This window comes from Leisingera sp., assembly GCF_034669605.1.
Lineage (GTDB): Bacteria > Pseudomonadota > Alphaproteobacteria > Rhodobacterales > Rhodobacteraceae > Leisingera.
Genome location: NZ_JAXMOX010000330.1, coordinates 1 through 2,877, shown reverse-complemented (window position 1 = coordinate 2,877; position 2,877 = coordinate 1). Strand labels below are relative to the sequence as shown.

General features: G+C 60.1%; 4 protein-coding genes. 3 read left to right on the top strand and 1 reads right to left on the bottom strand.

The annotated features are described in order from the left end of the window. From VOI29_RS23730 to VOI29_RS23720, 3 genes are all read left to right on the top strand, one after another. The coding region (locus tag VOI29_RS23730) for a mechanosensitive ion channel family protein (protein WP_323784266.1) at positions 1 to 860 on the top strand (860 nt) is incomplete at its 5' end. A 24-nt stretch (positions 861 to 884) separates the two neighbouring features. Further along, on the top strand, positions 885 to 1,400 hold the full coding sequence (locus VOI29_RS23725; RefSeq protein WP_093734297.1) for a DUF421 domain-containing protein: 516 nt from the start codon (positions 885 to 887) through the stop codon (positions 1,398 to 1,400). A 61-nt stretch (positions 1,401 to 1,461) separates the two neighbouring features. Then, on the top strand, positions 1,462 to 2,541 hold the full coding sequence (locus VOI29_RS23720; RefSeq protein ID WP_323784262.1) for an alpha-hydroxy acid oxidase: 1,080 nt from the start codon (positions 1,462 to 1,464) through the stop codon (positions 2,539 to 2,541). On the opposite strand, the gene VOI29_RS23715 is transcribed toward VOI29_RS23720, so the two are convergent. After that, on the bottom strand, positions 2,538 to 2,877 hold a 340-nt coding region (locus tag VOI29_RS23715), incomplete at its 5' end, for a TonB family protein (RefSeq protein ID WP_323784260.1). The genes VOI29_RS23720 and VOI29_RS23715 overlap by 4 nt on opposite strands.

The window sequence follows — 2,877 nt, the reverse complement described above, 5'->3', positions numbered from 1 at the left end:
TCTTTTGGTTCTTGGGAATGGGCATCGGTGCGTTGATCCGCAAGACGGCAGGTCGGCGCGGGCGTGATAATCTTGGGAACGTTGGCGGTTCGCTGATGCGGTGGGCGGTGACAATTATCGGCTTTATGCTGGCCGTCACCATCATCGCGCCAACGGTCACCCCGGGGGATCTGATTGCCGGGCTCGGCGTCAGCTCGGTTGCGATTGGTTTCGCGTTCAAGGATATCTTGCAAAATATGCTCGCCGGTATTCTGATCCTGCTGCGTCAACCGTTCGAGGTTGGCGATCAGATCGTGTCGGGGGGCCACGAGGGCACTGTCGAAAAGATCGAAACCCGTGCCACGATGATCAAAACCTATGATGGTCGTCGCGTCGTAATCCCGAATTCGGACATCTATACCGACAGTGTGGTGGTCAACACGGCCTTTGACACACGACGGTCTGAATATGACATCGGTGTCGGCTGCAACGATGACTGGGATACGGCCCGCAAAGTCATGCGAGACGCCTGCGCTGGCGTTGAGGGCGTGGAAGCAGACCCTGCACCCGAAACAATTCCCGTCGAGCTGGGGGATTCAGCGAATATCATCCGTCTGCGTTGGTGGACGAAATCTGACCGCGCGTCGCAAATCCACACGTTCGGGGCCGTGCTGCAGGCGGTCTACAAGGCGCTGGATCAAAAGGGGATCGACATGCCGTATCCGACCCAGGTGCATCTGTTCCACGACCAGACAGAAGAAACCGACGGCAACCGCCGTGCTCAGCGCGAAGGGTGGCCCGCGGGCGAGGGCGATGTGCCAAAATCGCGTGCCCAGAAACGCGACGAACAAAAGCCACAAGACCGTTCCAGCAACGCCTAGAGACCCCATCAGAGGAGGAATTACATGTTTTTCGACAACACTGTGCTCGACGTTCTGGCGCGCGGCTTTGTCCTAAGCGGTGTGGCGTTGTTCTGGATCATCTTGATGGTGCGGATCGTCGGGCTGAATTCATTCTCCAAAATGACCAATTTCGACTTTGTGACGACAATCGCCTTCGGCTCTTTGTTGGCGGGGGCGGCGCAGGCATCGGATTGGAAGGCGTTCTTCCAGACGTTGGTCGCGACGGCGTGCCTGTTTCTGTTCCAGTTTACTTTATCGTATTTTCGGCGGCGCTCCTCGACGGTGCTTCATACCATTCAGAATGCGCCGGTATATCTGATGAAGGACGGTAAAATCTGCGAAGAAGCCATGCGGGTAAAGCGTGTGTCGCGTAGCGACTTGATGGAGAAACTGCGCGAATCCAACGTCTCGCGATTAAGCGATGTACGTGCAGCGGTGTTTGAGACGACGGGCGAGGTTTCTGTCCTGTGTGGGGACGAGATAGATGACGCCATGCTGGAGTTTGTTAAAGACGTATAAGCCACATACCTGACTGTTTTAGTCGCTTGTAGTGGCAGTTGTTTTGCGCGATCTATGGGCCATGCCTATTACCTTGTCAGACTTCGAACAATCCGCCCATACGACCCTTGCCAATGACGTGTTTGCCTACCTCGAAGGCGGCGCGGAGGCAGAGCTGTCGCTAAATCAGAACCGTGCCGCCTTTGGCCGGATTGGCTTGCTGCCCAAGTTGCTGGGCGATTGCGGCGGCGGGCATACGCGCGTCACGATACTGGGGAAACCTGCCGCGCATCCTATCATGGTCGCACCCATGGCGTTTCAGCGGCTTTTCCATGCGCAGGGCGAAAATGCGACCGCGCTGGCTTGTGCGGCGCAAGAGGCGGTGATGGTGCTGAGCTGCCAGACCAGCACAGCGCCCGAAGAGATCGCAGCCATTCCCGGACGACGCTGGTTTCAGCTTTATATGCAAGCCGATCATGACACCACGATGTCTTTGGTCACCCGCGCCGTTGCCTGCGGAGCAGAGGCGCTGGTGGTCACGCTGGACGCGCCGATTAATGGCCTGCGCGACCGCGAAGTCGCGGCCGGTTTCGCCCTGCCGGACGGGGTGCGCCCCGTGATGCTGGATCCTCTGCCGCAACCGCGTCGACCTCAGTTGCAGCACGGGCAAAGCGTGGTTTTCGACGGCATGATGGTCTTTGCGCCCACGTGGAAGGATCTGACACGACTGATCGCGGACAGCCCCGTTCCAGTGATTATCAAGGGGTGCCTGCGTGCCGAGGATGCCCGCCGGTTTGTCGATGCCGGTGTTGCGGGGATCATCGTGTCGAACCACGGGGGGAGGGTGCTGGATACCGTGCCCGCACCGGTGACGCAGCTGGCCGCCGTGGTGCAGGCGGTGGGGCAGGATGTGCCGGTCTATCTGGACGGCGGCATCCGGCGCGGCAGCGATGTGTTCAAAGCACTGGCGCTTGGGGCCGAAGCGGTGCTGGTCGGCCGCCCCGTGATGCATGGGTTGATCGTCGACGGGGCGCGGGGGGCCAGTCAGGTGCTGCGGCGTCTGCGTGACGAGCTAGAGGTGACAATGGCACTTTGTGGCTGCGCGACGGTTGCAGACATTACCCCCGACATGCTCACCCCGTTCGAAGAGTCGCGCCCCTAGCGGAAGCGGTAGCTGATCGGGATCGCCAGATTGAACGGACCGGCCCCCATCGTCGACGGCGGACGGGGCAGGGTTTCAAGGCGGTCAAAGATGTTCAACGCGGCTTGATCCAGCACGGGCCAGCCCGATGACTTCGACACCTCGCGCGCTTTGATCTGACCGTATTGATCCAGCGTGAAGGCCACGGTTGTGGTCCCCTCGGCGCGGGCATCGCGGGCGCGGCGGGGGTAGTCCTTGGCGGCGTTCAACGCCAGAACCAGCGACTTTTGCCAATCCGTGATCTCTGCCCGTTCGGCATCTGTCAGGCCCTGTTCCTTGGCCGCGCTTTGGTCCTGT